Origin of the sequence: Enterobacter cloacae complex sp. P6RS, assembly GCF_014982245.1 — a bacterium.
GTDB lineage: Bacteria > Pseudomonadota > Gammaproteobacteria > Enterobacterales > Enterobacteriaceae > Enterobacter > Enterobacter bugandensis.
Genome location: NZ_JADCLB010000022.1, coordinates 133,073 through 151,938, shown reverse-complemented (window position 1 = coordinate 151,938; position 18,866 = coordinate 133,073). Strand labels below are relative to the sequence as shown.

The following is an 18,866-nucleotide window of genomic DNA, read 5'->3' as shown; positions in this document are numbered from 1 at the left end:
GTATGGCCCGCAGATCATACGCGTATTTTCTTTTCAAGCGTGGCGATATTTTCACCCGCCACGCGTTCAACAGTGAAACGATCGACGCTCAGCAATATGAGCATCAGCCCCCTGCCGCTCTCCAGCAGCGGCGACATTTCGCAGAAACGGTCTCGCCGGGCGATCTCAAGACGCTCCTGCGGGAATGCGTCACCCGCGTCAGTAAAAACAAGGCTGACGTCATTGCCGCGGATGGCGAACTGTACGCTAAAGACGCTCGAATTATCCTCATGAAGCGCGTAGCGGATGATATTCGTTGCCACTTCACAAACGGCGAGATCGAAGGCGAAACGCCACTCGTCATCGACGGGAAGCGCGCTCAGCCTGTCTCTCAGCCAGTCGGACAGCGGCGTCAGGGACGCGATCGCCGCCGGAAATTCAGCATGCTCTGGCCTCTGCATCTACTGCCCCAGCTGCGCAAGCGCGCTATGTTTATCCGGATAGATACGGAAGATGCGATCCATTCGGGTCAGGGTGAACATGTTCATGATCCCGGGGTTCAGAGAGCACAGCGCCATGTCGCCTTTCCCGTTCATCAGCTTAAACAACGACACCAGCATCCCCAGCCCGCTGCTGTCGATGAAATCCACTTTGCTAAAGTCGACGATTAAGGCTTTACGATCGCTGCCGATTTCCTCCGTCACGGACGCTTTAAACGTCGCAGCAACGGAGGCGTCCAGCCGTCGGACCGCGGGCGTGAGAATGTTGGCATGCGGTAATCGTTCGGTGTTAATTATCATTCTGTTCTCCCTGACGCTCAATCACGAGCAGTGACACGTCATCGGTTAAGGCGATCGGTTCATCACGATTTGCATTGCGCCAGCCGGTCAGGTGGTCACCGAACCGCGGCAGGAGCTGGTCAACGGGGAGCCGGGCATGCTCATGAAGCCAGCGTTCGAGACGTTGCGGGCCAAACTGCTCGCCGCTGACGTTCTCACACTCGGTAATACCGTCACTGAATAAGCATAAGCGATCCCCCGGATGGAGGGTAAACGCGACGTCTTCCCAGCTCAGATCCGGGATTAGCCCGACCGGCGGTCCGCCATCGCCCACGGACGTGACGGCGCTGTCCGCATTCACAATGAAGGGAGTAGGATGCCCGGCCTGGCACAGCCACCCTTCGCCAGTCTCTGGATCGATCACGCCGTAAATGAGCGTGAAATAACTGGTGATGTCGCTCTCTTCACTGCAAAAGCGGCTGTTCAACATCCTGACAACCTCCGCAGGTGACTGAATCCCCCCCTCTTCCGTAAACAGAAAGCGATCCACCACCCGGCCATGTAAAAACTGGCGAGCCACCGCGAGGGACATCATCGCGGCCCCCACGCCATGACCCGAGACATCAACGCAATAGAATCCCAAATGTGAATCCAGAGGGAAAATATTGAACACATCGCCCGAAACCCAGGCTGAAGGCAGGAAAAGCCAGTCGGAGAAGTAGTCGCCATAGCGTAAGCGGCGTGAAGGCAGCACCGAGTGCTGAACGCGCGCAGCCAGTTCCAGATCTTTTTCAATCTGATGCAACGCTTCACTCAGGCGCTTGTTGTGCGCCGCGAGGGTCGCCTCCAGCGTCAGAATACGGACCCCGGCATGGAGCCGCGCCCGCAGTTCAGCCTGCTCAACGGGCTTACTCAAAAAATCATCCGCTCCGGCATCAAACCCCTGCGTCACGTCCCCGGCATTCTCGCGGGCCGTCAACAGGATGATATACACGTAGCGGCCAAACTGACGGTTGCGGATGGTCTGACACAGCGTCAGTCCGTCCATTTCCGGCATTTCCCAGTCGCTTATCACCATGCTGACCGGCTGGCTGGACAAGATTTCCAGCGCGTCGACACCATTTTCCGCCTCGCTCACGAGATACCCCCACTGGGTGAGCATCCGTGAGAGTAGACGACGATAAATCAGCGAATCTTCAACGATTAACACGTGCAACGCCGACATACATCCCTCCTAAAGCGGTAAGAACCAGATGAGGCTCACGGTCCCTTCCCTGAATTTTGCATTCCCGTTGCCGTGCCCCGGATAGCGCGTTCCCGCATAGTTCGCGTACTGGATGGAGAACGAACCCGGCGTATAGCCGGCATAACCGAAGCTGTAGCTGTAATCGCCGTTCCAGGGCTGCTGCTGGCTGCTGTCCGGAAACCAGAATGCCGTCGCGCGAACGAAGAAATGTTGTTTGAAGGTGTAGCCGCAGCCGCCGAGCATGACGTTTTTATTTTTGCGGATGTCATCGCTGCTGAGGTCGTAGTAGCGCGGTACCCAGCTGTACCCGACCTGGCAAATGATGGAATCCCCTTTATTAATCAGGAGCGTGTTTTCAACCGGTTTCGGTAGCGAAAACTTATAGGCCAGCGTGAAGGCGCCCTGTTCGAAATAGGTGTGTCGTCGGCTGCCCGATGTCCAGAAATGGTTATCGCCGTAGTTGCTGTAAACCAGACTCACGGTGTTGGCGTGCCAGTCATCGTAGCCGAAGCTGTAGCGAAAATCGGCGGTGTAGCGGCTGGTGTCTCTGACCGGCAGTCGGGACGTAATGTTGGCAAACCAGAAGCTGTAGGGGGAATACTGAAGGCTGAGATTCAGCGTCTGGTTAATCTTTTTCTTTTCCGTGGCGGTGTCTGAACTGTTAGGAATGCTCATCCACTGCTCTTTCAGTCCCGAGCTAAAGCTCAACGCACCTGAGAATTTCTTGTCGTTACCCGAGAACAGGCGCCCCCAACGGCTGGTAAAAACGCCTGCCTGAACGGGTTCACCGTTCTTATCGCGCAGAGTTTCTTTATCACTGCTTTGCGCCGCCTCCGCGGCGGGTATCGCGGCGAGCAGCACGCCCGCCAGAAGCCATTTTTCGCGCATAACCGCCATCCTTAGTTAGGTATCCAGCGTGCACCGACGTCGTATTTTGCCATCAGCCACAAAATACCCAGTGCCGCCGCATGCACTAACGTGTTCTCTATCCAGGCATGACGCCATAAATCGAAGGTGATGAGCTGACTCACCAGCAGCACCACGTAAACATGCAAAATAAAGGTATAGAGCGAGTGCTGCCCTAGCGGGATCAGGAACCATCCCAGCAGGCGGTTGAGCGGCGTCCAGCAATACGTCAGCACCAGGTAGACGGTGACCATCAGGGCGATATCGTTCAATACCCGCACCGGGCCCAGCCCATTCTTCGCCGCCCAGGTGTGATAAAACGAATTGAAGCTGTCAGGCGGGATGACGTGCATCAGCAGCGCGGGCGGCATAAACGGGTTGGTATGGTTCTGGGCGACAAATCCCAGCACCAGCGACACCATGACCAGCGCCACCACCACCCCTTTCCCCGGGGGCGTCCGGGCGAACGAGAGCAGTTCGGCTTTATACCAGCCGCTGGCCATGCCCAGCACAAAGATGAACTGCCAGGCGAGCAGCGGGAAGGCAAATTCGAACTCCGACGGCGTCAGCCGAAGCGGCCACCGCTGCCACAGGCTGTACCCCAGCAGCGACAGCCCTAACAGCCACCAGACTTTTCCTTTCTGCAGCATCCCTAAAAATAGCGGGCTGAGTAGCAGCAAAAAAATATAGAGTCCGAGAATTTGCGTCTGGTGGGGGCCGATCTGCAAATAAAGAATAATGTTGAACCAGGTCTCTTTAATCTGCGGCGTCACAGGATAAAGCGACCAGCTTTGACCCGAAAAGCGGTCGGTAAAATGGGTGACCTCGAAAACGTTAATATGTGGGATATAGGCCAGCAGAATAAACGACACTATGATAATGATATTTACGCGATATATTTTCCACGCCCTGAGATAAAGCCCCCAGGAAACCGTGAGCAAAACCACTTTTTGCAGACGCGCGCGATTCAGCATTCCCAGCATAAACCCGGAGAGAATGACAAAGCCTTCTGCACCTGTTGTTAACCCAAAACGCTCCCAGGAGAATATATTAAATACCGACATTACCTCCGTATGCGCCACGACCATCATGACGAGGGCAATGCCGCGCATAAAGTCAATTCTCAGGTCACGGGCACCTGCAACGGAATACCTCCATGTTATTGATTTGGCGTCATCTTCTTGCGCGATCGACGGCGCAACATGGCTCATAGGGTGTCCTTTGCCTGAAAACGAAAATTAAGGTCTAAATAAAGTAGATAGTCTAAAGGAATAGTAACTGCAATTTATCACCGGCAGATGAAACATATTAAGCAGAATTAAATCCAAATTAACCACCACTTCATATTAATAAAAACGACGCTGGACACTTTTATTCGGCGTTCTACACTTATCTTAAATCTTGTTTACTCGCTATTTTCTTTCGCTTTTGGGCAACTGCCTGCGCAGCAGAATGGGTCTGCATTTTCACGGAATCAGGAACGCCGGAACTATGGATTTTTATTTTTCCCGTTTTGAACATCGTCGTCCTCCGGAACCGTTAACAACACCGCGTTGGGTCATGATGACCTGGCAGGTATTAGCGGTCGCGGCGCTTATTCTGGGTGCAAATTATATTTACTGGCGCTGGACCGCCTCCCTGAATACTGACGCACTATGGTATGCCATACCGCTGGTCCTCGCCGAAACGCTGGCGTGGATAGGGACCGTGCTGTTTACCATCAACTTATGGAAAGAACAGGATCCCCCCCAGTGTCCGCCCCCCGGCGAAATCAACGAATGCCTGTTTCCGGAAGAGGCCGTAGAACCTCGTCCTGTTAAAGTGGATTTGTTCATTGCCACCTACTCGGAAGACACCGAGCTGGTCAGGCTGTCCATTCGCGACGCCCTGAAGATGGCCTACCCGTACCCGATTGACTACCGGATCCACGTGCTTGATGACGGCCGCCGCCCGGAGATGAAAGCCGTCTGCGACGAGGAAGGCGTTAACTATATTAGCCGCCAGACCAACATCGGCTTTAAGGCCGGCAACCTGCGCAACGGTCTTGAGCAAACCGACGGTGATTTTATTGTTATCTGCGACGCCGATACCCGCGTATTTCCCACCCTGCTCAGCCATACGCTGGGCTATTTTCGCGATCCGGACGTGGCCTGGGTGCAGACGCCGCAGTGGTTCTTCGACCTTCCGGAAGGAGAAAATCTGTCACGCTGGGGCCAGCGAAAAGCCGGAAAAGTGGGCTACGGTCTGGGCTGGCTGATTCAAAAGTGCGTTGGCCCGGTGACCGTAGGCCGCGACCCGTTTTTTAACGATCCGCGCATGTTCTATGACGTGATCCTGCGGCGGCGCAACTGGGCGAACGCGGCTTTCTGCTGCGGCGCGGCCTCCATCCACCGGCGCGAGGCGGTCATGCAGGCCGCGCTGAGAAGCTACGTCTGGTCCGTCGAAGAGGAGATCCATCGCCACACCCGCGACATCCGCGATGAAGAAACCCGCGAAGCGCTGCAGGAGGCGATGCGCCCGCACGTGGCGTTTGACACCGAGCTCACCCCCTACAAATTTCACGTCTCCGAAGATATTTACACCTCAGTGCTGCTGCACGGTGACGCCGCGCGACGCTGGCGCTCGGTCATGCATCCGCGGGTGGAGTCGAAGATGCTCTCTCCGCAGGATATGCTGACCTGGATGATCCAGCGCTTTAAATACGCCGCCGGCTCGCTGGATATTTTGTTCCATGACAATATCTTCAGCCGTCGCCGCTTCCGGCTTTCCCTCCCCCAGACGCTGATGTATGCCACCACCTTCTGGTCTTACATGGCCTGCGTGTGGAACACGGTATTTTTAATTTCGCCCATTATCTATCTGTTCACCGGCATTCCGCCGGTATCCGCATGGTCGACGCCGTTCTATCTCCACTTTCTCCCCTTTTTTATCTTCTCTGAACTGGCGTTTATGTTCGGGACATGGGGGATCTCGGCCTGGGACGGCAGGGCCTCTTACCTCTCCTTCTTTTCCATGAACCTGCGCGCGCTCAATACCGTGCTGCGGGGCGAGCAGATCAAATTTCACGTCACGCCAAAAGAGCGGCAGACGGGCCGTTTTCTCTACCTGGTGAAGCCGCAGATTGCCATTGTGGTGCTGACCCTCGCAGGGCTTATCTGGGGCGGTATTCAGGTGGCGCGTGGACAGGTGGACGACCCCTCCGGCTACGTCATCAATATTTTCTGGGGAGGGGTGAACATCGCCGCCATGCTGCCGCTGATTTTCGCGGCCATGTGGACGCCCGCCGAAGAGGATGAGGTCACCCAATGAGGATACGTGATGCCCTGCTGCCCGCGCGCAGCTACCTCACCATTTTGCTCGGGTTCCTGCTCGGCTTTGCCATTGTGGTCTGGGTGGAGAAACAGATGCCCACGCGCGTGGAAAGCAGCGGCGGCATCGCGCTCAGCAAAGACTTCCCGCCGCTGCCTGCGAAACGCGCCCTGACCTATGACGAAGCCATCTGGGCGCGGGTCGCCTGGCAATACTACGTGAATAATACCCAGCCAAACGGGCTGGCGAATGCCAGCGACGGTGAACCCTGGCTGAGCCTCTGGAGCGTGGGAAGCTACCTGTTGGCGACCGCTGCCGCAGAGCAGCTCAACATTATTTCCGCCGATGAGTTCGACGAGAGGATCGGTACAGCCCTGTTCGCGCTGGGGCAGCTGCCGCTCAACGAGCGAGGCCTCCCAGCCGCGTATTACCATGCGGATACCCTAAAAATCCTCGGCAAACCCGACGCCTCGGCAATTGGGCTGAGCCGCCTGCTGACGGCGCTTCAGACCCTCCTGTGGCGCTATCCTCAGCACGCGGCGGCTATCCACGATCTCTTCAGCCTCTGGAACACCGGCGCTCTGATTGAACATAACGTCCAAAGCCAGGCGGCCGTGCCGCTCCATCACTGGACGCTGACCGATGACGAACAGCGGGACAGCTTTGGCTACCGTCTCTATGCCAGCCATACGCTGCGCCTGATTGACAGCGCGGCAGGCCTCGCGGTAACCAACCCGCCTGAAGGGCAAAAGATGATCGATCTGGACGGCGTGATGGTGCCGGATGAAGGGCTACGCACTCCCTGGGGCAAGCAAACCTCCCTGATCAGTCTCCCCTACCTGTTAACCGGCCTTGAACTGGGCTTTGACGCGCAGAGCGCTGAGATTGCGTGGCGGATTATGCAGATCCAGCAGCGGCGTCATAGCCTGCGCAGCCCAAAACCCCCTGTCAGCACGGATTACGCCGAACCGGCGCCGGATTACGTCAACGATCTGCCGAACAGGCAGCCGGTACAGGCGCGCAACCTGCGCGACGAGGTGCCGGAGAAAGTGGCAATTACCTCCACCCGCACCGCGTTTGCCTGGTATGCCCTGTTCCGCAACAGCTGGAGCGAAGCGCTGCGCCAGCAGGTTCTGCCGCTTCAGGTACCGGGTAAAGGCTGGCAGCGCGGATTAAATCTCAACAACAGCGTCAATGCCGTCGTGGACGCCGATACCAATGCCATTGTGCTGGAAAGTCTGTCTTACATCGCGCATGGTCAGATGCTCTGTCTGGCCTGCCTCTACACTTCCCCCTCAGCAGGAGCAACGCCATGAAGCCACGATCCTCGATCCTTTTCCACCTGCTCACGGGAATAACGATCTGCTGGCTGGCGTTATCGACCGTGCGTGCTGACACCGAGCTTCCTGCATCAGGTTACTCCCCGCGCAGCGGCGAGCTGACGGTCCGAGAGATGACCATCGCGAAAAACGCCTGGCAGTATTTCGTCACCAACTATCAGCCCACGACGGGCCTGGTGAATGCGGTCAACAAATTTCCCTCCACCACCATGTGGGACAGCGCCTCCTATCTGGCCGCCCTGACGGCGGCGCGCGAGCTCGGGATCATTGATAAAGCGGAATTTGACCGCCGGATGCTGAAATTTCTCGCCACGTTAAACACCCTGGTACTGTTCCGCAACGAGCTACCCAACAAGGCCTATAACACCATCAGCGCCCAGAAGGTGGACTACACCAACAAGCCCGGCGAAATTGGCTTCTCAGCGCTGGATATCGGGCGAATGCTGGTCTGGCTGAAAATCGTCAAAGAGCGCTATCCGGAATACGGCAACAGCATTGATAACGTGGTGCTCGGCTGGGATTTCAGCCACGCGATCGACCCCTGCGGCACGCTGTACGGGGCCTATCTCGAGAACGGCCAGCCGAAGTACGTTCAGGAAGGTCGGCTGGGCTATGAAGAGTACGGTGCGGCCGGGTTCCAGCTTTGGGGGTTTAACACCTGTAAAGCCAGCCGTCCGCAGCCTTACGAGCTGGCCGAAATCTACTGCGTGCTGGTCCCGTACGATACGCGTGACCCGCGCAACACGTCGCAGCATAACTACGTGGTGACGGAATCCTACCTGCTCTACGGGCTGGAGTTCGGCTTTGATAAACCGACCGACCGGGATAACGCCCCGCGCGACTACTCCCTGACGTGGATGAAAAACTTTGCTGACCGCGTTTATCAGGCTCAGGAGAACCGCTATACCATTACCGGCGTCCTCACCGCGCGCTCCGAGCACCAGCTCGATAAGGCCCCTTACTTCGTCTATGACACCGTCTTCAGCGACGGATACAACTGGAACACCATTACCGATAAAGGCCAGTTCGTCCCCAACGCTGCCGCGATATCGCTGAAGGCGGCGCTGGGCATGTGGGTGTTGTGGAACTCTCCCTATACCGACCGCCTGCTGAATACGATTGAGAATGCCAACGAAGAGGGAAAAGGCTACTACGAAGGGCTGTATGAAAACGGTGACGGCCCGATCAAAGAGTTCACCGCGAACAATAACGGCATTATGCTGGAAGCCCTGCTGTTCAAGAAAGAGGGAAAACTGCTGGCCTTCAACACCGACAACCCAAAGAGCAAGGATTTTGCCCCCTCGCTGTGGGATCGCAAGCTGCTCGATCAGTTTGAAGAGAACAACGCGCTGCGCAGCCGTCCGTTCCTTAGCAGCACACCGGCCATAAAAAGCTGGTGCGACCGGACCGGCGTCACGCAGCGTACCAAACCCGCCTGTCAGGCCTGTCAGTGCGCGTCATGCAGCGTGGACGAGCCCGTTAAACTGCCTCCGGTGACTGCGCAATGCTTAAAACCTTAGCCAGAGGGCTCGCGGGATTACTCCTTGCAGGCGGGGTCATCTTTGCCCTGTTTGGCCATCAGGGAGCAGGTTGGCGCTGGCTAATCCACGGCGGCTGGCACTCCAGCGCGCGTATCGCCGCCCTGACGCCGGAAGAGCAGACGTGGGCGACGATCGCCTGGCGCTATTTCGTCAATAATACCCAGCCGCAAACGGGCCTGGTCAACGGGAGCGACAAACAGCCCCGCGTCACGCTCTGGCAAATGGGCGATACGCTTATCGCCCTGCTGGCGGCAAAAGAGCTGGGACTGATTGAGGACGCCGAGTATGACGCTCGCTTAACCCGTCTCATGGGCACCCTTAACCGCCTGATGCTGACCGATGCCCGAACGCCGGGTCGACTCTATTCCAGCCAGACGGCGACGCCAGTCGACTTTAGCGGCAAGCCCAGCAAAAACGGCTGGTCCGCGCGCGACATGGCGCGTCTGATGCTCGCCCTGCGCCTTACCGCAGAGCGGGAGCCGCAGTACAGCGAATACCTGGATAAAATTATCCTGCGCTGGAATTTCTGCCCGGTCATCGATAGCGAAGGCGAGCTATGGTCCTCTTCCCTGCAAAACGGTCAGCCGGTCGTGCGGGAGGAACTGCGGCTGGGCGAAAGTGAATATGCCGCGACGGCGTTTCAGCTGTGGGGATTTTCCCCGGATAAAGCGTTTACGCCCCCGGCGCACCACGTCATCATCGCCCAGCGGCGTCTGGCCGTCGATGCCCGCGATCCGCGCACCACGTGGCAGCCCTCTCTGATTACCACCCTTCCCTATATGCTGCCGGGCCTGGAGTTTGGCTGGGAGCCAGAAGGCGTTGCGGCCGATCTGCAACAGCGTCTTCGCAAGCAGGCCGAAAACGTCTGGCTGAGCCAGAAGACCCGCTGGGAGACCGATAAAATCCTGACGGCCAGGGCAGATTTCACGCTCTCTCAGGCGCCCTGGCATATCCAGGATACCGTCTGGGGAAATGGCTATGCCTGGAACTCAGTCGGAGACGATGGCCGGGACTACACCCGTTTCGCACAGGTATCGACCAAAGCGGTTTTTGCCCTGTGGGCGCTGTGGGACACCCCGTACACCGACGTGCTGATGACGGTCACCAAACACCTTAACGATCCGCAGAAAGGCTGGTATGAAGGCCGTCAGGAAGCCACGGGCGATACCAACGCTGCCTTAACCCTCTCGACCAACGCCACGGTGCTGGAAGCCCTTTTCTTTAAACACAACGCCGGGCCTCTGTTTGACGTGCGTCGGTCGAAGAAAGAGAGCTACTTCTCACGCCGTCTGGCAGAGCAATACACGCCCATCGGGCACTGTCTGCCGGGCGAAAGCACCCTAAGGAGGACGCCGTGAAGTTCTATCGCGATCTGTTCGAATCCAGCCTGAACCGCGTCTTTCCGAATAATGAAAAAACCGCGTTTTTTCAGACGTTCTATGACGCCTTCGTCCACATGTCCCCCGAAACCGAGGCGCATTTTTCTCGTCTGCCGGATCGGGAGGGCCAGCAGACCCTGTTTAAAAGCTTCTTCGCCATGCTTGCGGTCGACGGCGCCCTGATCGTCCCTGATTTTCTCGAGCGCCTGGCGCGGGAGCAAAGCGACGACGGCCTCCACCTTCCCCCGCGTTTTTTTGCCCTTTGGCGCGAAGCGATGTTGAATGCGGTGAGCCTGCGCGATCCGCAGTGCGACGATGAGATCCTCACCGCCTGGGCCATGGCGATCGCGCCCGGGCTGGAATACCTTCGCCGACAGGCAGAACTGCACTACCGCGCGTAGGGGGAATCACGATGAGTTCATTCACGTACGATCTTAACGCGCTGCCGGCCGCCGTCATGATTTATGACCGCGAGGAACGCCTGCAGGCCTGGAATCACAACGTTGCCCTCTTTTATCCGGTCATAACCCCGTGGCTGACGGTGGGAACGACTCTTGAAGCGCTGGCGGAACGCTTTATCGATGCCGTTTACAACGTCGATCCCGGCCTGCGCCAGACGCTGCGCGAGTCGATCGTGCGCAACTGTCGGCAGGATAAACACTGCGAGGTGCGCCAGGCGGGCCAGCGGCGGATCTTCGTCCAGCATCAGCGGCTTGCGGACGGCGGTATTGTCAGCCTGCACAGCGATGTTACGGAGCTGGATGAAGCGCAGCGCGCGCGCCACCAGCTGCATGACGACTTTCTGCTGACGGCGGAATCCATTCATATCGGGATCTGGGACTGGCAGGTTTCCGGCGACACGCTCCAGGTCAACGATACCCTGCTTGCCATGCTGGGCCAGTCGCGCACACAGTGGCGATATCCGGTGCGTTTTCTCCTCAATCAGGTCCACGAGGACGATCGCGCAGCGCTACGCAAGGCGCTGCACGCTTCGAAGCAGGATCATCGTCCGGTCTTTGAATGTGAAATTCGCGTGCATCACCCTACCGAAGGACTGCGCTGGATGCTGCTGTCCGGCCAGGTGGTTACGCTCTCCATTGAGGGGAACGCCGAGCGCGTCATTGGCACGCTGCAGGATATAACGCGGCGCAAAGAGGCTGAAATTCAGGCGTTCGCCTCGGCCATTGAGGCACAAAAAGCCAATGAGGCAAAAGGCGCGTTCCTGGCGAATATGAGCCATGAAATTCGTACCCCGATGAACGGCATTATTGGCATGACCCAGCTGTGCCTGGATACGTCTCTCAGTGCCGACCAGCGCGACTATCTGACCCTGGTGATGAGCTCTGCCCAGTCTCTGCTGCATATCATCAACGATATTCTCGACTTTTCCCGAATTGAAGCCGGCAAAGTGGAGCTGGAGACGGAACCCGTACCTGTCCGCCCCTTTATTCAGTCGCTCATTCGCCCGCACATGCCGGGGGCGAGCGAAAAAGGCATCGAGCTGTTGGTTGATATTGCGCCCGACGTTCCCGACGTGCTGCTGGTTGACGGCGCGCGGCTGCGCCAAATCCTGACCAATCTGCTAGGCAACGCGCTGAAATTTACCCATCAGGGAGAAGTTATCCTGGTGGTTGAGCCCGGCGATAGCGCGAATCGATGGCGTTTTCGCGTGCGCGACAGCGGCATTGGCATACCGGCAGATAAGCAGAAGGCTATTTTTGAAGCCTTCAGCCAGGCGGATAACTCAACCACCCGCCGCTATGGCGGTACGGGGCTCGGGCTAACCATCTCGGCAAGACTGGTTGCGGCCATGGGGGGCGAATTAACGGTCTCCAGCGAGCCGGGAAAAGGCAGCGAATTTTCGTTCTCGCTGCCCCTGGCGGCGCAGACCCTTGCGCCCGGAGAGCGCCCACATAGCCAGCGCTTTAACGGTGAACCCGTGCTGGTGGTTGATGATAACGCGACCAACCTGCGGCTGCTGGCCGCGATGCTCAGCCAGATGGGACTGAAACCCACCTGCGTTAACAACGCCAGCGAGGCCATTGACCGGGTTAGAACGGGAACGGCGTGGCCCCTGATCCTGCTGGACGCGCAGATGCCGGATATGGACGGCGTGTCTCTGGCCCTTGAGCTTTCGGTTCTGCCGCAGGTTGCTGAAAGCCATATCATCATGCTGAGCTCCATGAGCCGACATTTTGATATCAATATGCTGAAGCGGATCGGAATCAAGAACTATCTGCATAAGCCTATCGCCCAGGATGAATTACATCAGGCGATTGCCGCCGCGTTTGAACGTTCGCCGGCACCCGTGGGTGAAAGCACGCCCGCGCCTGTCGCCTCGCCTGCAGCCACGGGACTGCGGATCCTGCTGGCTGAAGATAATCTGGTCAACCAGAAGGTCGCCGCGCGCCTGCTCGAGCGGCTCGGCCATAGCTGTCAGATCGTCGACAATGGCGTCGCGCTGCTGGAACGCTGGCGCGCGGATACGTGGGACGTTTTACTGATCGACCTTCAGATGCCAGAGATGGACGGTGAGACCGCCATTCGCCTGCTTCGTGAAGAAGAGCAGTCCCGGCCCGGACCGCCTCAGCCCACCGTCGCCATGACCGCACACGCCATGCAGGGGGATAAAGAGCGCTGCCTGAATATGGGGTTCGACGGCTACATTGCCAAACCCATCAGCCAGGAGCGTCTCGCTGAAGAGATTGCCCGCGTGCGCCAGCACCACGAAGACGCCTCCGGTTTTCCGGATGAAGCACGCCTGCTGAAGCAGTGCGCTGACGATCCCACCCTGGTACAGGAGCTGCTGGCCCTGTTTGGCGAAGGGCTAAATGAAGCAATCAAAACCATTACCCAGGTGATCGACAGCAACGACCGCGAGGCGCTGCGACGCGCGGCCCACAAGCTGCGCGGAGAAGCCGTCACCCTGGACTTCAGCACGCTCGCACAGCAGCTGCAGGTGCTGGAAAGCGACGCGCATACGCTGGATGGGCGCCAGCTTGCGGCCCTGAAAGAAAATCTTCGCCAGGAATCGCTGCGCCTGAAGGCGTGGCTCAACGCGCGGGGGGTAAACAAATGAACGCTCGCAACTGCACGCTGCTCGTTGCCCTGTTGACCACCCACGCGGTGGCGAACTCTGCGCCGGTCAGCTGGTCTCTGGCCGGAGAATGGCAGGTACAGGATGCCAATGACAGCGCACATCCTGCCGCATCAGGCTGGCACCCGCTTCAGGTTCCTGCCAACTGGTACAGCGCCGGGTACGATCATCAGGGCGCGCTGTGGTACAGGCACGCGTTTTCCCTGCCCGTGCAGCCCCCCGACGTGATGAGTACCCTGGTGTTTGACGGCGTCGATTACCTGGCAGAGGTGACCCTGAACGGCCAGCCGCTGGGCAAGCATGAGGGCTACTTTCAACGCTTTTCGCTGGACGCCAGCCCGGCGTTACAACGTCACAATCGACTCGTCGTCAGGGTAGACAGCCCCTACGAAGATCCGCACAAGATCTGGCCTTTGCATAAAACGGTCATGAAGGGGGTTCTGAATCAGCATGACACGCGTCCCGGTGGCGCCTGGTCGCCGGAAGGACAGGACGCTAACTCGGGCGGCATCTGGGCACCGGTCCGGCTGCACCTTAGCCGGGGCGCCACCCTTGATGAGACCATCCTGCGGCCCGACTGGTCGAAGGGGCTGACTCGCCCGACGCTAAAAGCGGAGATTCGCTATCGCGCGCTCGGTCAGGGCCCGGCGACCGTGCGGCTCACCGCCACACCCGCCAACTTCAGCGGCATGCCCTATCAGGCTGACTTTCCGGTTACCCTCGAAAGCGGTGCCCATTCCGTGCAGGTGATGCTGCCCATGCCGAAGGCAAAGCTGTGGTGGCCGATCGGCACGGGGAAACCCCACCTGTATACCGTTCGCGTCGCGTTGCGGGATGCAAACGGCTTAATGGACACGGCGGTAACCCGCACCGGGCTGCGCAAAATCGTCGAGCAGCCCGACAATAAGGGCTGGCTCATAAACGACAGGCGCCTTTTTATTAAGGGCAGCAATTACATCGGTTCCCCCTGGCTCGGCACCATGACGCGGAAAAAATACCGACGCGACCTTCGTCTGGTGGAAGCCATGAACGCCAACGCCATACGCGTGCACGGACACGTTGCGGGGCGCGCGCTGTATGACGTGGCCGATGAGATGGGCATGATGATCTGGCAGGATGTTCCGCTGCAGTGGGGCTACAACAACAGTGCGGCTTTCACGGAAAATGCGGTTCGACAGACGCGGGAGATGATCGAACAGTTTGGCAATTCGCCCGCCATCATCGTCTGGGGCGGGCATAACGAACCGCCGTGGAATTCGCCGTGGATGGAAAAACGCTTCCCGGACTGGAATAAAGATCTGAATCGCGAGCTCACGCAAAAGGTGGCGGATACGCTTGCCGAAGATACCTCCCGCATCGTGCACCGCTTCTCCGCCGTTGAGGAGCATTACTGGGCGGGCTGGTACTTCGGCACCGTGCGCGACCTGCTTGCCCCAGCCAAAACGGGGATCATTACCGAGTTCGGCGCGCAGGCGCTTCCCCGCCTGTCAACGCTAAAAACCATCATCCCGGCGGCGTCGCTCTGGCCAAAAACGACTGCCGCCGACGATCCCGGCTGGACCGTCTGGAAATACCATAATTTTCAGCCTTTCCAGACCTTTAAGTTCGCCGGTATTTCGCGCGGGAAGAATATTCAGGCGATGATTCGCAATACCCAGGCGTACCAGTCTCAGCTGGTGGCCACGGCGGCCGAAAGCTATCGCCGACAGCGATACCAGCCGGTGACGGCCCTGTTCCACTTTATATTTGTGGAAACCTGGCCCTCCATCAACTGGGGCGTAGTGGACTACCTTCGTAAACCTAAAGCCGGGTTTTACGCGCTCCAGCGCGCATACCAGCCTGTTTTGCCGTCCATCGAACCGGTCACCGCGCAGTGGCAATCCGGCGCGGCGGCGACCGTGCGCCTCTGGGCCATCAACGACACCTGGAAACCGTGCAGCGAATGCCGCCTGACCTGGCGTATCACGCAGCGCGACAAGGTGCTGGCTAAAGGCACGACGACGATGACGATCGCAGCAGACTCGGGAACAATGGTCAAAACGCTGACGGCTACGCCCGTGGGCCAGGACGACGTGTCGATTCGGTTTACGATTGAAAACAGCGCGGGAAAAATTGTCGGTAAAAATCAGCGCACGGAGTCCGTCATAAAGTGAGTGAGGGAAAAGGAAAATTGCCGCTTCCCCTGCTTTCTTGTACCCTTTCAGCGTTTACCCCAATCCCCTAAAAATCGAGACATCCGGACGCCTATGACTGCACACATTTCCAAAGATCCTTTACATGGCGTAACGCTGGAGATGATGGTCAACGCCCTGGTGGCGAAGTATGGCTGGAGAGAATTGGGCGACCGCATCAAAATTAACTGTTTCAGAAAAGATCCCAGCGTTAAATCGAGCCTGAAATTCCTGCGCCGCACCCCGTGGGCGCGCGCGGAAGTTGAAGCCCTGTATCTGGACTCCCTCAACGATGAGGAAAGCGCAGAACAGGCGGCGCCCGCCTTTAATCCCTGGGCTAACAGTCGGATTATCAAGAGCTAATACGCAAATGACGCGACACGTAAAACGGATCGGTGCGCTGGCTGCCTGCGCGCTTTTACTTGTAAGCTGCTCTTCAAAACCACCTAAATCACTGGTTACCCCTCTTCCCACCGCCAGCAAACCGACGCAGCAGGCAAACGAGCCGATGCGCGGGGTCTGGCTGGCGACCGTCTCTCGTCTCGACTGGCCGCCGGTGGCCTCGGTGAACGGCCGCAGCGCCGACCAGCGCATCACCATGCAAAAGCAGGCGTTGATCGGCAAGCTCGACAACCTTAAGCGCCTCGGCATCAATACGGTATTTTTCCAGGTGAAGCCGGACAGCACCGCGCTCTGGTCATCGAAAATTCTACCGTGGTCAGATATGCTGACGGGCAACATCGGCGAATATCCGGGTTACGACCCGCTGCAGTTTATGCTGGATGAAGCGCACAAGCGCGGCATGAAGGTTCATGCCTGGTTCAACCCTTACCGCGTGTCGACCAATACTAAGCCCTCAACCATCGCCGCCCTGAACCGGACTTCATATCTGACCCCGTCCAGCGTTTATGTTCAGCACCCGGAATGGGTACGCGTCTCCGGCGATCGTTTTGTTCTCGACCCGGGCATTCCCGAAGTGCGCGACTGGATAACCAAAGTGGTGACCGAAGTGGTGGCAAACTACCCGGTAGACGGCGTGCAGTTTGATGATTACTTTTACGCTGAATCGCCGGGATCCGCGCTCAACGACGCGCAAACCTGGCGGCAGTACGGCCAGGGTTTTGCCTCAAAAGCCGACTGGCGCAGACACAATACGCAGCAGCTGATCGTGCAGGTCTCCCGCGCGATCAAGCAGACCAGGCCCAACGTGGAGTTTGGCGTCAGCCCGGCGGGCGTGTGGCGGAACCGCTCCTTTGACCCGGCGGGTTCGGACACGCGCGGCGCCGCGGCCTACGATGAATCCTACGCCGATACGCGTCAGTGGGTGCAGCAGGGCCTGCTGGACTACATTGCCCCGCAGATATACTGGCCCTTCTCCCGGGACGCCGCGCGCTACGACGTGCTGACCAAATGGTGGGCCGACGTCGTCAAGCCGACCCACACCCGCCTGTATATCGGTATCGCGTTTTACAAGGTGGGCGAACCGTCGAAAAATGAGCCGGACTGGACGGTACAGGGCGGCGTTCCGGAGCTGAAAAAACAGCTCGACCTTAACGATTCGCTGCCCAACGTGAACGGCACCATCCTGTTCCGGGAAGATTACCTGAACCAGCCGCAGACCCAGCAGGCGGTGAACTACCTCAAAGGACGCTGGGGTAGCTAAGTGACTATCAGGCAGAAACACCCCGTTTCTGCCTGATTTCTTAAGGCTTCGGCCCGAACATTGCCTCAAGCTGCTGCGCGTCCGGCATGCCGACCACCTGCTGCAGTTCGTTTTCCGCATTCAGATAGTAAATGGCCGGCGTGGCGTTTGCGCCCAGGCTGTCCATCAGCGCCTGATGTTTTTGCAGGATCGCTACCGTTTCGCGGGAAGCCTCGCCTTCAGGCTTGGGTAATTTTTTACCGCCGGAGAGCTCATACTCGCGCCAGGCCGAAACCGGATCTTTCGCATTCAGGATCGCAGAGGCGTTGCGCCCGCTGATGGGGTTAAGAAACGCCACCAGCAGCGTGTTGAGCTGAACCTTGCCCGCCTTCACCCACGGCTGCGCTTCAGCCCAGAACTGCTTGCAGTACGGGCAGAACGGATCGGCGAAGACGAAGACCTTACGCGGGGCGTTATCTGCCCCTTCCTTCAGGGGATGCGCCGCGTTGAGGTTCTTCCACATCTCGCGCCCCATCGGAGCGTAGATCTCTTTCTGGAAATAGCCTTCGCTGAGGTTTTTTCCTTTTTCATCGTACAGATAGCCCGAGATGACGTGCTTGCCGTCCGGCGTTAAAAACAGCGTCACGCCCATGTCCTGATATTGCCCCAGCCAGGCCGGTGCGCCGCCGGGGGCATCCAGTTTCTTAATGATTTTGATCTGCTGCTGCTCGCTGAACTGCTTCACCACATCCGGTATGGCATCAGCGGCCTGGGTCAGCCCTGAGGTCGCCAGCGCCGAAAGTAACAGTAATTTTTTCATTTCCCTCTCCGGTTTGTCGGGGGCATTCCGCCCCCTTCAGGTTAGCGGTTTTTCAGTGCGTCACTGACCATTTCGTCGAACTGTTCAAAAGGAACCCAGCCGGGCAGTAGCCCTTCGCCGATAAGCGTGGCGGGCGTGCCCTGAATTCCCATTTTTTCCGCGACGATCAGGCTGCGTTTGATCGACACCATGCTCTCATCATCCGGCGCGCTGACGCTCACCCCCGCGCGCTTTTGCGCCTCCTGAATGCTGGCGTCATCGTGGTATCCCTTTTTGGCCATCAGGGTATGGTTAAATTTCATAAACTGCTCGGGATGCGCGCGCCAGACGGTTAACGCGTCGCGCGCGGCGGTCAGCGAACTTTCCGAGCGGAAAGGTAAAAACTTAAAGACCACCGCCACATCAGGGTGTTTTTCGACGATCTTCTCCAGGTAAGGATCGAATTTCTTACAGTACGGGCAGTTATAGTCGGTAAACACCACCAGGGTAAGCTTTGGGTTTTTCGCGCCAATACGCGGCGAATCCGGATCGTTAAACAGGAAATCAGCGATCATCTTCTGCGCGCGCTGTTCCTGGTCCGGCGTCAGCGGCTGGGCTGCCATGACCTGAGCCGTGGTCAGCAGGAGCATAAGCGTAATAAAGAATTTTTTCATAATG

Annotated in this window: 16 protein-coding genes; 9 read left to right on the top strand and 7 right to left on the bottom strand. The window is 58.1% G+C overall.

Annotated elements, in window-relative coordinates; all coding sequences use genetic code 11:
• Window positions 1-14: 14 nt before the first annotated feature.
• Genes INF73_RS16910 through opgC form a run of 5 tightly spaced genes read right to left on the bottom strand, consistent with a single transcriptional unit; the run spans window position 15 to window position 4,121 of the window.
• On the bottom strand, window positions 15-440 hold the full coding sequence (locus INF73_RS16910) for an ATP-binding protein (RefSeq protein ID WP_193542654.1): 426 nt from the start codon (window positions 438-440) through the stop codon (window positions 15-17).
• On the bottom strand, window positions 441-779 hold the full coding sequence (locus INF73_RS16905; protein ID WP_028013194.1) for an STAS domain-containing protein: 339 nt from the start codon (window positions 777-779) through the stop codon (window positions 441-443). It abuts the gene before it with no gap.
• Entirely contained in the window at window positions 769-1,983 is a 1,215-nt protein-coding gene (locus INF73_RS16900; RefSeq protein ID WP_193542652.1) for a PP2C family protein-serine/threonine phosphatase, read from the bottom strand. The genes INF73_RS16905 and INF73_RS16900 overlap by 11 nt, the downstream gene beginning before the upstream one ends.
• A 9-nt stretch (window positions 1,984-1,992) precedes the next feature.
• Window positions 1,993-2,892, bottom strand: a complete 900-nt coding sequence (locus tag INF73_RS16895; protein ID WP_028013196.1) for a hypothetical protein — start codon at window positions 2,890-2,892, stop codon at window positions 1,993-1,995.
• Between the two features lie 11 nt (window positions 2,893-2,903).
• Complete coding sequence (opgC, locus tag INF73_RS16890; RefSeq protein ID WP_193542649.1) at window positions 2,904-4,121, bottom strand: OpgC domain-containing protein; 1,218 nt, start codon at window positions 4,119-4,121, stop codon at window positions 2,904-2,906.
• 280 nt (window positions 4,122-4,401) lie between these two features.
• Here opgC and INF73_RS16885 point away from each other — a divergent pair, with 280 nt between their 5' ends.
• The 9 genes from INF73_RS16885 (at window position 4,402) to INF73_RS16845 (ending at window position 17,410) form a co-directional block, all read left to right on the top strand.
• The gene (locus INF73_RS16885) at window positions 4,402-6,219 is read left to right on the top strand and encodes a glycosyltransferase (protein WP_028013198.1); all 1,818 of its coding nucleotides are present in this window, start codon (window positions 4,402-4,404) and stop codon (window positions 6,217-6,219) included.
• Entirely contained in the window at window positions 6,216-7,535 is a 1,320-nt protein-coding gene (locus INF73_RS16880) for a DUF3131 domain-containing protein (RefSeq protein ID WP_028013199.1), read from the top strand. The genes INF73_RS16885 and INF73_RS16880 overlap by 4 nt, the downstream gene beginning before the upstream one ends.
• Window positions 7,532-9,079 carry a DUF3131 domain-containing protein gene (locus INF73_RS16875; protein WP_193542647.1) on the top strand — a complete coding sequence of 516 codons (1,548 nt, stop codon included), beginning with the start codon at window positions 7,532-7,534 and terminating at the stop codon, window positions 9,077-9,079. Before INF73_RS16880 ends, INF73_RS16875 begins: the two co-directional genes overlap by 4 nt.
• Window positions 9,064-10,458 (top strand): DUF3131 domain-containing protein, encoded by a 1,395-nt coding sequence (locus INF73_RS16870; protein WP_041909922.1) that lies wholly within the window; start codon window positions 9,064-9,066, stop codon window positions 10,456-10,458. Before INF73_RS16875 ends, INF73_RS16870 begins: the two co-directional genes overlap by 16 nt.
• Window positions 10,455-10,880, top strand: coding sequence for a hypothetical protein (locus tag INF73_RS16865; RefSeq protein ID WP_028013202.1), 426 nt, complete (start codon window positions 10,455-10,457; stop codon window positions 10,878-10,880). Before INF73_RS16870 ends, INF73_RS16865 begins: the two co-directional genes overlap by 4 nt.
• An 11-nt stretch (window positions 10,881-10,891) precedes the next feature.
• Window positions 10,892-13,558: a PAS domain-containing hybrid sensor histidine kinase/response regulator gene (locus INF73_RS16860; protein ID WP_193542645.1), complete on the top strand. Its 2,667-nt coding sequence runs from the start codon at window positions 10,892-10,894 to the stop codon at window positions 13,556-13,558.
• Window positions 13,555-15,729: a glycoside hydrolase family 2 TIM barrel-domain containing protein gene (locus INF73_RS16855; RefSeq protein WP_193542643.1), complete on the top strand. Its 2,175-nt coding sequence runs from the start codon at window positions 13,555-13,557 to the stop codon at window positions 15,727-15,729. Before INF73_RS16860 ends, INF73_RS16855 begins: the two co-directional genes overlap by 4 nt.
• Window positions 15,730-15,822: 93 nt before the next feature.
• The gene (locus INF73_RS16850; RefSeq protein WP_193542641.1) at window positions 15,823-16,110 is read left to right on the top strand and encodes a VF530 family DNA-binding protein; all 288 of its coding nucleotides are present in this window, start codon (window positions 15,823-15,825) and stop codon (window positions 16,108-16,110) included.
• Window positions 16,111-16,117: 7 nt separating this feature from the next.
• Entirely contained in the window at window positions 16,118-17,410 is a 1,293-nt protein-coding gene (locus INF73_RS16845; protein ID WP_028013206.1) for a glycoside hydrolase family 10 protein, read from the top strand.
• 40 nt (window positions 17,411-17,450) lie between these two features.
• Here the strand turns inward: INF73_RS16845 and dsbG are convergent, their stop codons facing one another.
• Both dsbG and INF73_RS16835 read right to left on the bottom strand, forming a co-directional pair.
• Window positions 17,451-18,209 carry a thiol:disulfide interchange protein DsbG gene (dsbG, locus tag INF73_RS16840; RefSeq protein ID WP_193542639.1) on the bottom strand — a complete coding sequence of 253 codons (759 nt, stop codon included), beginning with the start codon at window positions 18,207-18,209 and terminating at the stop codon, window positions 17,451-17,453.
• 41 nt (window positions 18,210-18,250) lie between these two features.
• On the bottom strand, window positions 18,251-18,862 hold the full coding sequence (locus tag INF73_RS16835) for a DsbA family protein (RefSeq protein WP_193542637.1): 612 nt from the start codon (window positions 18,860-18,862) through the stop codon (window positions 18,251-18,253).
• Between the last annotated feature and the right edge of the window lie 4 nt (window positions 18,863-18,866).

What these genes read in the sequence shown, in the direction of transcription:
- INF73_RS16910 (WP_193542654.1), bottom strand. Translation starts at nt 440, where the DNA reads ATGCAGAGGCCAGAGCATGCTGAATTTCCGGCGGCGATCGCGTCCCTG.
- INF73_RS16905 (WP_028013194.1), bottom strand. Translation starts at nt 779, where the DNA reads ATGATAATTAACACCGAACGATTACCGCATGCCAACATTCTCACGCCC.
- INF73_RS16900 (WP_193542652.1), bottom strand. Translation starts at nt 1,983, where the DNA reads ATGTCGGCGTTGCACGTGTTAATCGTTGAAGATTCGCTGATTTATCGT.
- INF73_RS16895 (WP_028013196.1), bottom strand. Translation starts at nt 2,892, where the DNA reads ATGCGCGAAAAATGGCTTCTGGCGGGCGTGCTGCTCGCCGCGATACCC.
- opgC (WP_193542649.1), bottom strand. Translation starts at nt 4,121, where the DNA reads ATGAGCCATGTTGCGCCGTCGATCGCGCAAGAAGATGACGCCAAATCA.
- INF73_RS16885 (WP_028013198.1), top strand. Translation starts at nt 4,402, where the DNA reads ATGGATTTTTATTTTTCCCGTTTTGAACATCGTCGTCCTCCGGAACCG.
- INF73_RS16880 (WP_028013199.1), top strand. Translation starts at nt 6,216, where the DNA reads ATGAGGATACGTGATGCCCTGCTGCCCGCGCGCAGCTACCTCACCATT.
- INF73_RS16875 (WP_193542647.1), top strand. Translation starts at nt 7,532, where the DNA reads ATGAAGCCACGATCCTCGATCCTTTTCCACCTGCTCACGGGAATAACG.
- INF73_RS16870 (WP_041909922.1), top strand. Translation starts at nt 9,064, where the DNA reads ATGCTTAAAACCTTAGCCAGAGGGCTCGCGGGATTACTCCTTGCAGGC.
- INF73_RS16860 (WP_193542645.1), top strand. Translation starts at nt 10,892, where the DNA reads ATGAGTTCATTCACGTACGATCTTAACGCGCTGCCGGCCGCCGTCATG.
- INF73_RS16855 (WP_193542643.1), top strand. Translation starts at nt 13,555, where the DNA reads ATGAACGCTCGCAACTGCACGCTGCTCGTTGCCCTGTTGACCACCCAC.
- INF73_RS16850 (WP_193542641.1), top strand. Translation starts at nt 15,823, where the DNA reads ATGACTGCACACATTTCCAAAGATCCTTTACATGGCGTAACGCTGGAG.
- INF73_RS16845 (WP_028013206.1), top strand. Translation starts at nt 16,118, where the DNA reads ATGACGCGACACGTAAAACGGATCGGTGCGCTGGCTGCCTGCGCGCTT.
- dsbG (WP_193542639.1), bottom strand. Translation starts at nt 18,209, where the DNA reads ATGAAAAAATTACTGTTACTTTCGGCGCTGGCGACCTCAGGGCTGACC.
- INF73_RS16835 (WP_193542637.1), bottom strand. Translation starts at nt 18,862, where the DNA reads ATGAAAAAATTCTTTATTACGCTTATGCTCCTGCTGACCACGGCTCAG.